Origin of the sequence: Methylomonas sp. MED-D, assembly GCF_050276835.1 — a bacterium.
GTDB classification, from domain to species: Bacteria; Pseudomonadota; Gammaproteobacteria; order Methylococcales; family Methylomonadaceae; genus Methylomonas; species Methylomonas koyamae_A.
The window spans coordinates 4,774,139-4,788,629 of the sequence record NZ_CP189965.1 but is presented as its reverse complement, the minus strand read 5'-3'; the positions used below and the strand labels follow the sequence as shown (position 1 = coordinate 4,788,629).

At 58.4% G+C, this 14,491-nt stretch carries 16 protein-coding genes; 7 read left to right on the top strand and 9 right to left on the bottom strand.

Features of this window, described 5'->3' with window-relative positions; genetic code table 11:
* Positions 1-2 precede the first annotated feature (2 nt).
* Genes ACQE3E_RS21320 through moaB form a run of 3 tightly spaced genes read right to left on the bottom strand, consistent with a single transcriptional unit; the run spans position 3 to position 1,472 of the window.
* Positions 3-548 (bottom strand): phosphate-starvation-inducible PsiE family protein, encoded by a 546-nt coding sequence (locus ACQE3E_RS21320; RefSeq protein ID WP_313730362.1) that lies wholly within the window; start codon positions 546-548, stop codon positions 3-5.
* The gene (locus ACQE3E_RS21315) at positions 541-921 is read right to left on the bottom strand and encodes a DUF423 domain-containing protein (protein ID WP_313730363.1); all 381 of its coding nucleotides are present in this window, start codon (positions 919-921) and stop codon (positions 541-543) included. The genes ACQE3E_RS21320 and ACQE3E_RS21315 overlap by 8 nt, the downstream gene beginning before the upstream one ends.
* Positions 918-1,472: a molybdenum cofactor biosynthesis protein B gene (gene moaB, locus ACQE3E_RS21310; protein WP_427501036.1), complete on the bottom strand. Its 555-nt coding sequence runs from the start codon at positions 1,470-1,472 to the stop codon at positions 918-920. Before moaB ends, ACQE3E_RS21315 begins: the two co-directional genes overlap by 4 nt.
* 135 nt (positions 1,473-1,607) lie before the next feature.
* Here moaB and ACQE3E_RS21305 point away from each other — a divergent pair, with 135 nt between their 5' ends.
* The 3 genes from ACQE3E_RS21305 (at position 1,608) to trmB (ending at position 3,945) form a co-directional block, all read left to right on the top strand.
* The gene (locus tag ACQE3E_RS21305; RefSeq protein ID WP_313730365.1) at positions 1,608-2,705 is read left to right on the top strand and encodes an AI-2E family transporter; all 1,098 of its coding nucleotides are present in this window, start codon (positions 1,608-1,610) and stop codon (positions 2,703-2,705) included.
* 82 nt (positions 2,706-2,787) lie between these two features.
* Positions 2,788-3,111: a hypothetical protein gene (locus tag ACQE3E_RS21300; protein ID WP_168028322.1), complete on the top strand. Its 324-nt coding sequence runs from the start codon at positions 2,788-2,790 to the stop codon at positions 3,109-3,111.
* Between the two features lie 144 nt (positions 3,112-3,255).
* On the top strand, positions 3,256-3,945 hold the full coding sequence (gene trmB, locus ACQE3E_RS21295) for a tRNA (guanosine(46)-N7)-methyltransferase TrmB (protein WP_313730366.1): 690 nt from the start codon (positions 3,256-3,258) through the stop codon (positions 3,943-3,945).
* A 2-nt stretch (positions 3,946-3,947) separates the two neighbouring features.
* On the opposite strand, the gene ACQE3E_RS21290 is transcribed toward trmB, so the two are convergent.
* On the bottom strand, positions 3,948-5,168 hold the full coding sequence (locus tag ACQE3E_RS21290; protein ID WP_313730367.1) for an amidohydrolase family protein: 1,221 nt from the start codon (positions 5,166-5,168) through the stop codon (positions 3,948-3,950).
* A gap of 113 nt (positions 5,169-5,281) precedes the next feature.
* Entirely contained in the window at positions 5,282-7,261 is a 1,980-nt protein-coding gene (locus tag ACQE3E_RS21285) for a TonB-dependent receptor (protein WP_313730368.1), read from the bottom strand.
* 263 nt (positions 7,262-7,524) lie between these two features.
* Here ACQE3E_RS21285 and ACQE3E_RS21280 point away from each other — a divergent pair, with 263 nt between their 5' ends.
* Positions 7,525-8,490 carry a helix-turn-helix transcriptional regulator gene (locus ACQE3E_RS21280; protein ID WP_313730369.1) on the top strand — a complete coding sequence of 322 codons (966 nt, stop codon included), beginning with the start codon at positions 7,525-7,527 and terminating at the stop codon, positions 8,488-8,490.
* 4 nt (positions 8,491-8,494) lie between these two features.
* Here ACQE3E_RS21280 and ACQE3E_RS21275 read toward each other — a convergent pair whose 3' ends face one another.
* From ACQE3E_RS21275 to ACQE3E_RS21265, 3 genes are all read right to left on the bottom strand, one after another.
* Entirely contained in the window at positions 8,495-9,049 is a 555-nt protein-coding gene (locus ACQE3E_RS21275) for a DUF2058 domain-containing protein (protein WP_427501035.1), read from the bottom strand.
* A 228-nt stretch (positions 9,050-9,277) separates the two neighbouring features.
* Complete coding sequence (locus ACQE3E_RS21270) at positions 9,278-10,432, bottom strand: hypothetical protein (RefSeq protein WP_427501034.1); 1,155 nt, start codon at positions 10,430-10,432, stop codon at positions 9,278-9,280.
* Between the two features lie 70 nt (positions 10,433-10,502).
* The gene (locus ACQE3E_RS21265; RefSeq protein ID WP_427501033.1) at positions 10,503-11,345 is read right to left on the bottom strand and encodes an outer membrane protein assembly factor BamD; all 843 of its coding nucleotides are present in this window, start codon (positions 11,343-11,345) and stop codon (positions 10,503-10,505) included.
* Between the two features lie 82 nt (positions 11,346-11,427).
* Between ACQE3E_RS21265 and rluD the strand changes: the two genes are divergently transcribed.
* From rluD to ACQE3E_RS21250, 3 genes are read left to right on the top strand one after another with little or no spacing between them, the layout of a single operon-like run.
* On the top strand, positions 11,428-12,378 hold the full coding sequence (gene rluD / locus ACQE3E_RS21260; RefSeq protein WP_064030970.1) for a 23S rRNA pseudouridine(1911/1915/1917) synthase RluD: 951 nt from the start codon (positions 11,428-11,430) through the stop codon (positions 12,376-12,378).
* A complete protein-coding gene (gene pgeF / locus ACQE3E_RS21255; protein WP_427501032.1) occupies positions 12,359-13,087 on the top strand; it encodes a peptidoglycan editing factor PgeF in 729 nt (242 codons plus the stop codon). The genes rluD and pgeF overlap by 20 nt, the downstream gene beginning before the upstream one ends.
* Positions 13,084-13,956 (top strand): ZIP family metal transporter, encoded by an 873-nt coding sequence (locus ACQE3E_RS21250; protein ID WP_064030968.1) that lies wholly within the window; start codon positions 13,084-13,086, stop codon positions 13,954-13,956. The genes pgeF and ACQE3E_RS21250 overlap by 4 nt, the downstream gene beginning before the upstream one ends.
* Before the next feature lie 17 nt (positions 13,957-13,973).
* On the opposite strand, the gene ACQE3E_RS21245 is transcribed toward ACQE3E_RS21250, so the two are convergent.
* Positions 13,974-14,447 carry an Lrp/AsnC family transcriptional regulator gene (locus ACQE3E_RS21245; protein WP_313730373.1) on the bottom strand — a complete coding sequence of 158 codons (474 nt, stop codon included), beginning with the start codon at positions 14,445-14,447 and terminating at the stop codon, positions 13,974-13,976.
* Between the last annotated feature and the right edge of the window lie 44 nt (positions 14,448-14,491).

The window sequence follows — 14,491 nt, the reverse complement described above, 5'->3', positions numbered from 1 at the left end:
GCTTATCGGTCGTCGGTTTTCACCGGTTGGGGTTTAGGAGAAATCAGCCAATAGGTCAAGCCCAGGGCCAGGATCACCGTCGCGATCGCGACGATGTAATGCCATTCGAGTTCCTTGAAGTCCAGCATGATGACCTTCCTGGCCACGGCCATCAACGCGGTAGCGATCACCATTTTGATCGGCAATGCGTCGTGTTTGATGTAAACGGTGATGTTGACGAAGATTTCAATCGCGATCAGCACCGCCATGAACGAGCCGAAAATCACCAGAATGTCGGAGACGGTCAGCATCATGAACGGCGCTTCGACCAGTTTTTGAAACATTACGTAGGCGACGTCGGCGACGCCCCAAAGTATCACCAAAACCATCAACACCGCGAGGATGCGCACCGCGAAATGGATCACCGCGTGCAAGATTTTGATCATCGCGTCCTCTACCGGCGGCGGCAATTTGACTTCGCCGTCGCTATCTCGGGAATTTCGGCCGCCGCTAGGGCGGGGCGGGGATGCCGGCGCGGGCGCGCTGGGGCGAACGGGCGGTTTATCCATCGGAACCTCCAGAGTATTGTAGTGCTGCTTTGGCGATGGCCGCCCAAGCCAGTAAAAACGCGACGCCGCCGAACGGCGTAATCATGCCCAACCAGCTTAGATTAAAAATCGCCAACAGATACAAACTGCCGGAAAACAAAACGATGCCGATCAGCAAACACCAGCCCGCCCAGCGTAAGCCTGGGTGTTCCGGCATGATGCCGACCAGCGCCAAGGCCAGCGTATGCCACATTTGATAGCTTACCGCCGTCTTGTAGATGTCCAAGCCGTGTTCGGACAAAACGTTTTTCAGCCCGTGCGCGCCGAACGCGCCCAGGCCGACGCCGAGGAAACCGCAAATCGCCGCGTAAAACAAAAACCGGCGTTGGCTCATTTCTCCAACAGCCTTGGCATCAATTGCACCAGATTGCAGGGTTTGGTGCGGTAATCCAGTTGGTCTTTGATCAGTGTCTCCCAAGCGGTACGGCAGGCGCCGGACGAGCCGGGTACGCAAAAAATGTAAGTGGCGTTGGCAACGCCGGCCAGTGCCCGCGATTGTACCGTCGAGCTTTTGATGTCCTGATAGGAAATCATTCGGAACACTTCGCCGAAACCGTCCAAGACCTTGTCCAGCAGCGGCTTGACCGCTTCCGGCGTACCGTCGCGGCCGGTGATGCCGGTACCGCCGGTGGTAATCACGGCGTTTACGTCGGCATCCGCGATCCAGTGGCTGATCGCCGCGCGGATTTGATAAATGTCGTCGGGGACGATGCGTTTCTCGTGAAGTTTGTGGCCTGCGGCCAGCAAGCCGTCGACCAAGGTTTTGCCGGACACGTCGTCCGCTTCGGTGCGGGTGTCGGACACGGTCAATATCGCGATATTGATTGGAATGAATGCTCTGCTGTCGGTCACGGCGCCTGCTCCGGATTGGCAATGGTCCCGCATTCTAAGAAACCCGCGCCGGCACTGCAAGCGACGTTCCCGTGTACATTTGGCGAATGCCCGGACCTCAAAATCGGCTATGCTGTCGATTCCGCCGATTGACGGCCCTTCCATGCCCTCGCCGCATCCGAGTCCGCCATGCTTCCGCCCACTTCCCGCTACGAAAAACTGGCCAGTCTGGCCGCGTTCTGTCTGTTGTTGTTCGCCTGCTATCAAGTGTTGCGGCCGTTTTTCTTCGACCTGTTGTGGGCGGCTATCCTCTGTTACGTGACCTGGCCGCTGTACAGCCGTTTGCGGGCTTGGAATTTGAGCGCCAACCGCGCCGCGATGGCGATGGTGTTGCCGATAGGGGCGCTGCTGCTGACGCCGTTTGCCGCCGCGGGTTTTACATTTACCGACGACATCAATCGGATGCTGCAATGGCTTAATCAAAGCCCTCACGAATGGCCGGCGCCGCCGGTCTGGCTGCGCGGCCTACCGCTGATCGGCGACAGCGCGGCCGATAGCTGGCTGGCTTTTGGGGAAGACTCCAGTCGCCTCGTCAATTTTGCCCGCCAATACGCCCTTGGGGCCGGCGGCTGGCTGTTGCAACAGAGCATCGGTCTGGCCGGCGAGTTGATGCATCTGGGTCTGAGCATCCTGGTGTTGTTTTTCTTCTACCGCGACGGCGAGCATGTCGCCGGCCACGTGGTGATCGCGGTCGAGCGTTTGGCCGGCGAGCGCACCCAACGGATTCTGCACATCGTCAGGACCAGTTTGCTGGCCGTGGTCTACGGCATACTCGGCACCGCGCTGGTACAAGCGCTGGCTTCGATGCTCGGCTTTGTGATTGCCGGCGTGCCTTATGCCTTCGTGTTGGGCGTGTTCGCGTTTTTTTTGATGATCATCCCGGCCGCCGGCACCGTGGTTTGGCTGCCGATCTCGTTATGGCTATTGGCGGAAGGCGAAACCGGCTGGGCGGTCTTTATCGCGGTCTGGTTTTTGGCCTTCGTCGGTACCATCGATAACTGGTTGCGGCCGCTACTGATCAGTCGAGATGTCGAACTGCCGTTTGTTTTGATCGTGTTCGGCATCTTCGGCGGTTTGTTGGCATTCGGCTTTATCGGCGTTTTTCTGGGGCCGACGCTATTGGCCACCAGTTATGCTTTGTTGCTGGATTGGTTGATCCGCACGGAACAGGAAACGCTTGCCGAATCCGACAAGCCGCCTTGCGAGGCTGGAGACGACCAGGCTTAAGCCGCGACTGTTCAGATCGGCGTCGGCCCTCTACAATCGCGCTTGCATATCCATTCGACCTGTTTGCCAAAAGACGACGCCCATGGCCTGTCGCGACGATCCGACCGAACCGAAAAAACTCGACCGCCGCGAGCTGATTCGCTTGCAGGAACAATACGGCGAATTGGTCCGCGACCTGATGACCGAAGATCCCGAACGGGTGATTCTAAAACTGGTGGGCCGCGGCAACGCCTATCTGACCGAGCTGGCCGCGTTGCGGGCGCATCACGCCTCGGTCAGGTTAAGAGCGATTGCCTTGTTGGAAAACCCGAGCCGCACCGTGCTGCAACGAATTGCCGTCGATGAAGCGGACAGCGAGTTCGGTAAAGCGGCGCGAGTCAGACTAGAGAAGTTAAGTCTGGACTAGTCTGCGAGTCGAGCATGTCTTTGAGCATTGAGGCAGATTTCCATAGTAAAAGCCACTGCCAAATCGGATAATTACCGCCGCTAATTTTACTTTCCACACATCACCTAGCCCGTGATCGACGCGACTGACTTTGGTTTTTGACTGATGACCGTTCCTCAAAAAATCGACCCCGCCCGCATCAAAAGTTTTATTCGTCGTCAAGGCCGGGCTACCGCCGGCCAAAAGTTGGCCTTGGAAAGCCATTGGGAAAAATACTGTCTATCACCCGATGCCGAATTCAACGCCGAGCTGGCTTTTGGCCGAGCCGCGTCGCTGATTGTCGAAATCGGTTTTGGCAATGGCGACAGTTTGGCGGCGATGGCCGAAGCCAATCCCGACTTGAATTATCTCGGTATCGAAGTGCACCGGCCCGGCGTCGGTCATTTGATGATGTTGCTGGAGCAGCGCGGCATCGCGAATGTGAGGATTTATCACCACGATGCGATCGAGGTTTTGGAGCGGAAGATTCCGGACCATTGCGTGGCCGGCGTACATCTGTTTTTTCCTGATCCCTGGCATAAACGCCGCCACCACAAGCGGCGCATCGTTCGGCCGAGTTTTTTAGCGTTGCTGAACCGGAAATTGGCGATCGGCGCTTACTTTCATGCCGCGACCGATTGGCGGGAATATGCAAAAGACATGTTGGCGACCCTATCGGCCGATGCCGGACTGAAAAACGCCAGCCCGACCGGGGACTATTGCCCGCGTCCGGACTATCGTCCGCTCACCAAGTTCGAGAACCGCGGCCTAAGGTTAGGCCACGGGGTTTGGGACTTAATTTTCACCAAAATTTGAGTTTAGCGGGCGTCGCTAAACCGGTCGACCACGAGCTTGCCGCCGGAAATCACCAAATCCGGATATTCCAGCAATTTCAGATTCTCGGTGGGATCGCCGCGCACCGCGATCAAATCGGCCGGTGCCCCCGGCATTAAACTGCCGAGCAAGGCTTGGTTTACATGTAGACCCGCCTTGGAGGTGGCGGTGCGCAGGACTTCCAGGGCATCCATGCCGGCAAGGTGCCGTAAGTACAGCAATTCCTGGGCGTCTATGCCCCAAGGAATGTCGGGATGGGCGATTTCCGCCCCGTACAAAAATTCGCCGCCCAGCGCCGCGAAGCGGCTGGCATTTTTTGCGACACCGGCGCACTGCGCCAAGGTATCTATCGTCGAAACCATCTTGACGCCCTGAGCGACGGCGCGCCTTAGTTGGGCCTCGGGCAGTTCTTCGCAAGGCGTGTGCGCCCATTCATCGACGCCGGCCTCCAACGCAATTTGCGCGCCGCGCGGCTCGGCCAGATGGGCCGTGACTTTTCGATTCAGCGCGTGTGCTTCGGTAACGATGGCTTTGACAATGTTCGGGGTCAACATCGGCCAGGATTTCGCCGCAGCCGAGTGAGTCTTGTCGTGCTGGTGAGCGTGTCCGTGCGCATGATGGTTCGACCAGGGGGCGCCGGTTTCGCCGCCGGGCTCCAGAGCCACCTTGATCACGACGGCGCCGCCGGCGATCAGCTCACGGACCGTCGCCCTGGCCTGTTGTTCGTCGCTGACCGGAATGGCAATGTCGGCCTCGCCGAGGCTGGGGATAGGGTAGCCGGCCGGCGCGGTGATAATCGGCCCCGACGTCATGAGTCTTAGATGACCGTCGCCACCGTATGGTGGATGCAAAGGGCCACCGACATCGCGCACCGTGGTGATGCCGTGGCTCAGTACCGTGTCGGCCGGCACGTGCCGATAAGTGAGATGGGCGTGCAATTCGATCAGTCCCGGCAACAGCGTGGCTTCGCCCAGGTCCAGGATCTTGGCTCCGTCGGCGGGTACGGCTTCCGCGCTATCCAGTTTGGCGATCCGGCCTTGTTCAATCCGAACCGCCGCATGGGTATGCACGGTATAGCCGTCGAAAATCCGCGCGGCGCGAATCAACAAGGCTTGATCGGCGCCGGCGTTCGGCGCCGTCAATGCGAGGGTCAACGCTGTCGCTAGCGAAGCAGGGCGTATGAAAAATCCGGTGGTTGCGGTCATCGAATCAGGTTGTGGTGGTTATTACGGTTGAATCCAGGCATCGACGGATATCCGGCTCGACGGGCGGGAACGCGCTGAAGGGCGGCGAGCGGCCGCCCTTGCCGACTTAGCGATCAAAAGCTGGCGGCGATGCCGACTTGGCCCCAGATGCCCGGCATTTCATAGCCGGGACGATAGACGTAGCGTTTGTCGAACAAGTTTTCGACGCTGACGAACACTTCGCCCTTTTTGCCCAGCTCGGAGATGGGCAGCGCCAGCCGAGTATTGGCGACCGTGAACGCTTCGACGCGCTGGGTGTTCACGTCGCTGATGTTACGGCTACGATTCAGCGCCCAGGTCCGCGATTGGTATTGTAAATCGAAGGAGAAGCGCAACGGTCCGATCGGGCCGTTGATGCCGGCGGTGACCGCTTGCTCTGGCGTGTAGGGTAAGTTTTCGATGCTCGGGTTCAGCAAGGTTAAGCCGGCGAACAAGCTCCAGTCGGCGATCAATTCCTGTTTGATCGAGGCTTCCAAGCCGCGCATCCAATAGGCGCCATAGTTCAGATAAGCGCCTTGGCTGACGTCGAACACATAGCGGTTTTTGATGTTGTCGATAAAAAAGCTCAAATCGATTTGGGTGGACTTGAAAGGCGATGCCTTCAAGCCGACTTCGGCGTGATCGACGCTTTCCGGCGCCAAGCCTTGCCAGCCTTGCGGCGAGAAGCTGAAGAACGGCACGTTAGCCAGCGCGCCGGAATTGGCGGCGGCGTCGATGCCCGGATAATTGACGCCGTTGGATACGTTGCCGAACAAGGTCAAGTTCTCGGAGATCAACGACAAGCCGGCATGCGGCGAAACCTTGGAGGCATAGTGGCTGTGGTCGTAAAAGCGCACGCCGACCGAAGGTACCAAGGTCCATTCCTTGTTCAGCACCAGATCGTGGCTAAGCGCGACGTAAGGCGTGGTCAGTCGGAAGGTTGGCGTCGTGAACTGATAAATTTGCTCGTCCGAACCCGGAATCAAGTTATTGATCTTGCCGTTCAGCCATTCGTTGTCGATGCCGGCCAGCAAGGTAGCGCCCTGCCAAGGCGAAAATTGCTCCTTCCAGCGGAAGCCGTCCATGCTGTATTGCGACAACAAATTGGAGCGGGCGCGCGGCGCGGACGCGAATGCCGCGCCGGTCCAGCCGGCCCAGTAAACCCCCTGGTTCAGCCAATTGCCGTCGCCGCCGTTATGGTACAGCGTGAATTTGCCCTGCCAACTGCCGTGCTGATGGCTGAGGCTGGCGGCCACCATGCCGGCCACGGTGTCGTATTCGCCGATCGGCGCTGTCACCCCGTATTGACCGGGATCGCCGGCGCGGTTGTCGGCGTACAAAAAGGTCACGTCCGAGCGCCAGTTGGCGTTGAATTGATAGCCGGCCTTGCCCAGTACATTGCGCAATTCGCCGTAGCCGTTTTGGCGGTTGCCGTCCGACTTGGCGTAGCCTTGCGCCACCGAAAAGTCGAAGTCGCCGTATTTGCCCTGTACGTCGGCCTGTTCGATGATGGTGCCGAAAAAACCGCCCGACAAACGGCCGCTACCGTGCAATCCGTCTTCGACCGCAGTCTTGGTCCGCAGATTGATCGAGCCGAAGTTGTTGCCGTTGATATGTGGCTGCGGGCCTTTATAGACCGTGATCGAATGCATGCCGTTGACCGGCAGCAAATCCAGCAAGGGGTGGTTCCAGGTCGCCATATACATCGGGATGTCGTCGATGTAGGTCTTGATCTCGCTACCGGGACGGCCGGCGCCTTGGCCGCGGATTGCCACCGCGCCGCCCTGATCGCCGCCGAACGCGCCGACCGGGTTGTAGCGCGAAATCTGCACGCCCGGCGTGCGCTTTAGCGCAGAAGCCAGATCGACGGCGTTCTGGTCGCGAATCTGGTCTTCGGTAGTGACCGCCGACACGTTGGAAAACTCGTCGACATGATTCTCTTCGATGATGGGGTCGGCGATGACCTCGGTGCCGGTTAATTCCTCTGGCTTCTGATCGGCGATTGTCGCCGTGCTGATTAGCGATTGGCTAAGTGCTAAAAACAGGGTTTTGCGAAGAATGGCGGGAGTAGGCATGGCGTGTTCCAAACAAAAAACAAGCTCCCAATATATTCGGCAAATTAAAATCTATTTTATGCAAAACGGCTTTTTTTATATTAAAAACGAACTCTTTAATTAAGCCGGGATATGGCGCGATTTAAATAAGAAATTGAGTTATATAACATAGATATTAATATGTTCCTCGCTGCATTGGGTGAATTTCTCTGCGAGCTCGGGTCGTGGACGCAATGGCGTATAAATTGCTTTTGCTCGGAATTAGCCCACTGTGCAATTGCCTTATGAACCGCAACGCCCACTCTTCCGCTTGCTGGCGTATCGATAGCCAGGATTTGCCGGCCGATTTTTCGGCGGAGGACAACTGCGCGCTCAGCCGATTGCCGGACAATCTCGGGCTAGGCGTCTCCAGCGTTTATTCCTTGGCGCCCGCGTTGAATTACATCGAAACCCGCTACCGGCCCAGCCGCGATCTTGCGGTTTGGGCGCGTACCGACGCGGCGGAGCCGCGCATGGTGGTGACTTTGGCGCTGGAAGGGCAGTCGCGCTATACCCCCACGCAGGGCGAAAGTATTGTCTTTCGCGAAGGTTATACGTCGGTGACGATTTTTAACGCCTCCGAAGGCGTCAGGGAATACGCGGCGGATCAAGTGGTCACCCAATTGCGTTTCGCGGTTAACATGACTTGGTTGGCTCAGGCCTTCGGCGCGGACAAGCTGCCGACCTTGTTCGAGCCGGCCGCTCGTACCCGGCAAGTCAGCTTCAGGCCGATTTCGAGCGCCGGCCTGACCGCGGCGCAGGCCCTGTTGCGTTGCCCGGTGTCTTCGCCCGCCAAATCCATGTTTCGGCACGGTCAGGCTTTGGCGATACTCGCGGCCGAATTGGATCATTTGTTTGGCGAAGCCCCAGACGTTGGGGGAGGCGGCCAGCGCGATCGGGAAATCGCCCATCAGGCGCGTGATATTTTGTACGCCGAATTTGTCGATCCGCCGACCGTCGAGGAGCTGGCGCGTCGGCTAGCCACCAATCCCTGCAAGCTCAAGCAATTGTTCCATCGCTATTTCGAAACGACACCCTACGGCATGTTACTGGAGATTCGGATGCGCGAAGCGCACCGTTTGCTGGAGGCGGGCCGTCAGCCCATCGGCTTGATTGCGGAGTTGGTCGGCTATCACCACGCCAGTAATTTCAGCACCGCTTTCACTCGCTATTTCGGTTATCCGCCCAAACGCATCGCCAGACGCGATTAAGGTTTCACCACAGCAAGTCGTCGGGGATTTGATACGCGGCGTAAGGATCGTCCTCCGCCGGCAAGTCCTGAGTGGCTTGGTTCAAAACCACGATAGGGCCGGCGTCTCTGGCCTGTATTTTTCGGGCGACTTCGGCCGGCACGATCTCGTAGCGATTGTCCAGGCGGACGATACCGGCCCGGCCGTTCACCAGAGCCGTCCGCACTTTGTCGGCGACATGCACCGACTTCACCTTGCCGTCGTCGGTGAAGTTGTAGGTCACACCGTCCGGGTGTTGGGGGATACGGTTCATTTCGACGATTTGTCTGATCTGGGCGGCCAGCGCTTTTTGCTCTTCGGCTAGCTTACGTTGGCGGTTCAGTTCCCGATCGCGCTCGATTTGCTGTTGCCGTTGCTGTTCGGCGCTCAGCTTGATTTCGTCGACGATTTCCACGCCGTTGTTGCGTTTCAGTTTGTCTTGCTTACGTTTCTCGGCCTTCACCTCGCGAGCCTTGGCGTCGTTGGTCAGGCCGGATTTCAGTAGCTGGGCTTGCAGCGGATTGAGTTGCGGTTTTTTCATGGTGTCAGGCGTCTTCGTTCATTAAATAAGGGGCTTCTGCCTCCCAATCGATCATCACCTCGGGCAATGCCGCGACCTGGGTTCGGCCAAGTCAGATAGTCGCGATAGGTGTAGCGTTTGTCGTTTTCCAATGCAAAGCCCATAACAGCCTCCCGGAGAATGGCGCGAATCCTGAGTTGCTGGGTTGGTCGGGCGCAGTGCCGTGCGCCGGGCAAGCATACCAGACTGTCAACGTCCCAGCAGCTTGCCGCTGGCATAACGTTGCCACCAAGACAACGGTTTGGTCAACGGAGTCGGGCAGCGGTCGTAACCTTGATATTCGATGCCGCGAAACACGTCGCCGCGCAGCCATTGGTATGCGGCCGGCGCGCTTTGTTGCAAGCGTTCCGGAATCAGCACGTATTGGGCGACCAGTTCCGCCAGTTTTTCCTGAACGTTGCCGTCGTAGCGGCCGTCGTTGACCTCGGCGAGAAATTCGAAGGCTTCGAACCATTTCGACGGCCACAGCGCCAATTTGGCGTCGGCGATGATTTTTAGGGTTTGTTCGTCGTTGGAAATCTTGCGGTATTTGTAAAAAAAATACAGGTCGTCCTCGCCGTTCCAGAAATGGAAGTTATCGATGGTATGGGCGATTTCGTGGACCACGATCGGCAATCGAAAATCCACCAGATATTCGACGCCGATGTCGCGGTAGACCGAGCCTTCCTTGCCGTTGTCGAAGGCCTTGACCGTGAACACGATCAGATTCTGGCCGCTGAACACCTGGGCCACCGTTTGCGATCGAAAGCCGATACCTGGCACAAAAGTCAACGGATGGGTGTGGTCGGCCTGCCAGATGCTGGTGTCGTAATCTTCCTGGTAGGCGTCGCGGATCAGGGCTTGCAGCGCGGCCGGCTGACCGGCGATTTCCTGTTCGAGTTTTTCGACCGGCTTGGCCTTGCTGATCGTCTGCCGCAAAAATGCCGGAATCTTGCGGACCGCTTTCTCGAAAATCCGCAGATGATCGGCACTAAACGGCTTGATCAAATAATTGGGGTCGTCGGCGTGCTTGACGACGGTCTTGGTGTCGTAAAACAGTGCTAGCGCTCGTGACGCTGCTTCGCGGTCGCCCCAGTACTTCTCCAGCACGCACAAGTCGCCGTCGGGCTGGCCGGCGCAGGCCGCGCGGTAGTCGGTCAAATCGTCCAGACGCTCCGGGTTTTTGTGGTCGGTCAACACCGCCACGGCCTGGCCGCGCAAATCGGGATGCCCGGCTTCGTAAAACTGAATAACGTCGGCCAGCCGTTCGATCGACAGGAACTGCTGCTCGCTGGTTGCGCATAACAATTCGTTACCCTGCGACAGCGTGAAGAAACGGTTTTGAAACAGCGGCTGAGCGGCCAATGCGGCCGTGTGACAGCAACCGAGCCAGAGCAGAACGGAGAGGGTAGTTTTCGGTAAGCGGGCCAATCGCTTACTTGTCCAAGCCCAACGAGTCCCAGACTTGTTCCATCGTGCTCAACTCCTTGTAATTGGCGACCGGCGTGCCGTTGGGATAGTTCATTTGGTACACGCGTTCGGCGTCGGCGGCCAGATCGTCCATGCCGAGTTTCCGGTAGCCGTCCTGCATGATCTGCAGCGCGAACGGTACCGCCGGCGTGCGTTGGAATTCCTTGACGACGTGGTTGGCGCGATTGACCGCCGCGACGTAAGCCTTGCGGCGCATATAAAAGTCGGCGACGTGGATTTCGTACATCGCCATGTTGTTGCGCAAGGCCACCATCCGCAGTTTGGCGTCATCGACATATTGACTGTTGGGAAAGCGGCGGATCAATTCCTGAAAATTATCGTAGGCATCCTTGGCGTTGCCGGGATCGCGCTGCGACGAATCGGTCGGCAAAAAGCGGTCGATGAAGCCAATCCCCCGGTTATAGTTGATCAGGCCTTTCAGATAATAGGCGTAATCGACATGCGGATTGCGCGGGTGTATCTTGATGAAGCGCTCCGCCGCCGCGATCGCCGCTTCCGGATCGTCGTTCTTGTAATAGGCGTAAGCGACGTTGAGCTGGGCCTGAGCGGCGTAATCGCCGAACGGATAACGGGCTTCCAGTGCCTCGTACAAGGTCACGGCTTTTTGGTAATTCTTGTTGTCCAGCGCTTCCTTGGCTTTTTCGTGGAAGGTTTTATCGTCCCAGCCGGCGTATTCTTCTTCCTGCGATTTATCCTTGTTACTCGAGAAGGCTTCCAGCGTTTCGCAGCCCGGCAGCGAACCGACCAGGGCGGCGACAAAAACGGTTTTTACTAAAAGAAGTCGCATGCGTTTATCAACACGTTGTAATATTGCAGGTTTTTTGCAGCTTTTGGCGGCCTAATGCCGCGAGTATAACTTAAAAACGACTATGACGATATTGACGGCTAGAGTTCCCGAAGAACTGGCGGGTATGCGCTTGGACCAGTGTCTGGCGGAGATTTTTCCGGATTACTCGCGCAGCAAATTGCAAACCTGGATCAAGGCCGGCCGGGTGCTGGTGGACGGCGAGGTGCTGAAGGGGCGGGAAAAGCTGGACGGCGGCGAGGAAGTCGAGCTGGATGCCGAAGCCGAGATCGTCATCGAAGACAACGCCGAAGACATTCCGTTGGACATCGTTCACGAAGACGACTCGTTGCTGATCGTCAACAAACCGGCGGGACTGGTCGTGCATCCGGCGGTCGGCAACTGGAGCGGCACGCTGGTCAATGCCTTGCTGCACCACGAACCGAACCTGGCCGTGCTGCCGCGCGCCGGCATCGTGCATCGCATCGACAAGGACACCAGCGGCTTGCTGATGATCGCCAAAACCTTGCAAGCCCATAACAGTCTGGTCGAGCAATTGCAGGAACGCAGCATAGAGCGCGAATATCTGGCGTTGGTAAAGGGTTGGATGACCGCCGGCGGCACCGTCGACGAACCGATCGGGCGTCATCCGGTCGAGCGCAAGCGCAACGCGGTGCGGCGCGACGGCAAGGAAGCGATCACGCATTACCGTCTCGAGCAGCGATTCAAGCGCCACACGTTGATTCGGGTCAAACTGGAAACCGGCCGCACCCATCAGATTCGGGTACACATGGCGCACATCAATTACCCGTTGGTCGGCGACCAAATTTACGGCGGCCGCTTCCAAATGCCGGCCGAATGCAATCCGGACTTGGCCGAAGCGCTGCGCCGCTTCAAGCGCCAAGCCTTGCACGCCGCCAAGCTGGGTCTGGAACATCCGGAAACCGGCGAGTATTGCGAATGGTCCGTGGCGATGCCGGACGATATGCAAAATCTGCTGAAGCTATTGGCCGAGAATGAGCTGGATCAAGCCTGATTGGCCGCTGCCGGTTGGAGTACGCGCCGCCGTTACGCTGCGGAGCGGCGGGGTCAGTGTCGGCGGTTATGCCAGCTTGAATCCGGCCAGTCATGTCGGCGACGATCAGGGCGCGGTCGCCGCTAATCGCGCGATCATCCGCGATATGTTGGCCTTGCCGGCCGAGCCGGTCTGGTTGCAACAGGTTCACGGCGTGACCGTGGTCAAGGCCGATCAAGTCGATGGCGTGCCGGAAGCCGACGCCAGCTTCACCAACCGTGGCGCCACCGTCTGCGCGGTGTTGACCGCCGACTGCCTGCCGGTGTTATTTTGCGGCGACGGCGGACGGGTCATTGCCGCCGCCCATGCCGGCTGGCGCGGTCTGCGGGCAGGTGTCGTCAAACAAACGCTGGCGGCGATGGACTGCTCGGACGTCACGGTTTGGCTGGGGCCGGCGATCGGGCCGGCGCATTTCGAGGTCGGCGACGATGTCCGCGACGCTTTTTTAGCCGAAGACAACGGCAGCGCCGTGGCCTTTACCGAATGTGGCACCGGCAAATGGTTGGCGGATATTTACCAACTGGCTCGCCGGCAACTGGCGGCGCTGGGTGTCGGCCGAGTCTACGGCGGCGATTATTGTACCTACGCCGATGCAGGCAGATTTTATTCCTACCGCCGCGACGGCGCCGCGACCGGCCGGATGGCCAGTCTGATTTGGAGAGAAGTTTGAACACGCTGCTGTTGATCGTGATTTTTACCGCCATCGGCGGCGTGCTCAGCGTGTTGGCCGCCAGCGTGTTCTTGCTGTTGCCGGAACGCGCGCGTCAGCAAGTGCTGCCGCACGGCATCAGTTTCGCGATCGGCGCTTTACTGACCGGCGCGTTTTGCGGATTGATTCCGCACGCCTTCGAGGACGTGGCGCGGCAAGACATTGCCGGATTGTCCGCCACCATTCTGGCCGGCATCCTCGGCTTTTTTACGTTGGAAAAGCTGTTGGTGTGGCGCCACTGTCATTCCCATGCCTGCGAAGCGCACGGCGAAGATTCGCACGACCACCACGAACACGGTCATCCGGCCGGCGAAGACCACGGGCGCCGGGTGGCCGGGATGTTCATCATCCTGGGCGACGGCATCCACAATTTCGTCGATGGCGTACTGATCGGCGCGGCGTTTCTGACCGATCCCCAACTGGGCATCGTCACCAGCCTGGCCGTGGCCGCTCATGAAATTCCGCAGGAAGTCGGCGACTTCGCCATCCTGCTGCACAGCGGCTACACCCGCCGCAAAGCCTTGTTCTACAATATGCTCGCCAGCCTGACCACTGTGATCGGCGGGATACTGGCCTATTTCAGCCTGGGCGATCTGCATCACATCCTGCCGTATTTCCTAACCCTAGCGGCCTCCAGTTTTATCTACATTGCTGTGGCCGATCTGATTCCGTCGCTGCATCGCAAGACCGACAGCAAGGCATCGCTGCAGCAAATCGGCTTCATCCTGGCCGGCGTAGTGTTGATTTTGACGATGCAAAACATCGCTCACCGCTACGAAGCGAAAATAGTCGCCCATCCGCTTGCAACGAGTTCGGAACGCGCGGATTAGAGCCTGATTCAGCGGCTTTATTCCGCCGCGGCCAACGTATATGCGGTGCGGTCCGTTACCCGGCGCAGCACGAAGCTGGAATGCACGCCGCTGACGCCTGGAATGCCGGTGATGCGTTTCAGCAGCAACTCCTGGTAGGCGTCCAAGTCCTTGACCGCGACCTTGAGCTGGTAATCGGCGGCCTGGCCGGTAATCAGCAGGCATTCCATGACTTCCGGGATCTCGGCGACCGCCGCCTCGAAGGTGGCGAATCGCTCCGGGGTATGTCGGTCCATCGAAATCTGGACCAAGACGGTCAGACTCAAGCCCAAGGCCTTCGCGTCCAAAATCGCCCGGTAGCCTAGGATTAGCCCCGCTTCTTCCAGCACCCGCACCCGGCGCAGACACGGCGACGGCGATAGGCCGATGCGGTCGGCCAATTCCTGATTGCTGATCCGGCCATCGCTTTGCAGGATGGTCAATATTTGTCGGTCGTAACGATCCAATTCCATGAAATTCCGCTCAGCATTAAAAGTGCGCAATTAATTTAAACATA